The organism is Klebsiella sp. A-Nf5, assembly GCF_002810545.1.
In the GTDB taxonomy this organism is placed as follows: Bacteria; Pseudomonadota; Gammaproteobacteria; order Enterobacterales; family Enterobacteriaceae; genus Klebsiella; species Klebsiella variicola.
This window is the reverse complement of record NZ_PIOG01000017.1, coordinates 1-846: the sequence shown is the minus strand read 5'-3', so window position 1 is coordinate 846 and position 846 is coordinate 1. Positions and strand designations below refer to the sequence as shown.

The following is an 846-nucleotide window of genomic DNA, read 5'->3' as shown; positions in this document are numbered from 1 at the left end:
CCCTGCGAATCATTTACTGTAATTCCAGAAACGCTGGAATTACCAATCAAAACAAAATAAGCAAACTCATCTACCCTAGCAAACATATCAGGGCGAGAAGCTCCTTTTGGATTTGTAGTGATCGATACCATTTGGATCCGTGCTTCTGGAAAAATTTGTTCCAGTAGTAAACCCAATCGTAGATATTCCTTCTCGTCAATAGTAACGATTAGTACTGAATCTGCTGGATTAAGGAGCTGGTGTGCAATCAACAAGCGACGCTCCATCATCGCCAACCATTTACTGTGGCGGTAAAGGTCATCAGCTTCTACATAATCATTATTATATTTCCAATCCTTTGCCCCAGTATTATATGGTGGGTCAATGTAGATAGCATCAACACAGCCTCGATGTGTATATGTTAATGCCTTAAGGGCATGGTAATTCTCACCATTAATGACAGTGTGGAATGGTTTCTCCCCTCCGCGCAATACCTTACCTGTACTAACAAGACCAGGATAGATAATGTCACGAGACTCCGCCACCACTACCAAGTCCTCAAGCATGACTGTCTGTGTATCGTTCTCTGCAGCCCCAGTTAATTCTAAAACAGCAACCATCTTAGCCTTATTAATGCTTTTTACCTGCCAAAGCCGCTGGTCACCTTTCTTGACCGCTCCACGCTCCGGTAGAATACGCACCTTGTCACCTTTTCGGACAGGTCGCAATGGTAACTCAACAGCTTCAGGGCTGTGCCGCTCAAAATTTAGTCCGAATGGAAGGCGCGACGACAAAATTTTGAACTCTCGATCTAGTTCAGCCCCTAATACCGGGTCTTTAGCTTTTGCTTTAGCAAGCAAATCAGTC

1 protein-coding gene is annotated in these 846 nt (G+C 44.1%); it reads right to left on the bottom strand.

Annotated elements, in window-relative coordinates:
- Nucleotides 1-846, bottom strand: an 846-nt coding sequence (locus CWM53_RS00880) for a DNA methyltransferase (RefSeq protein WP_165784995.1), incomplete at both ends; no start/stop codon positions are given.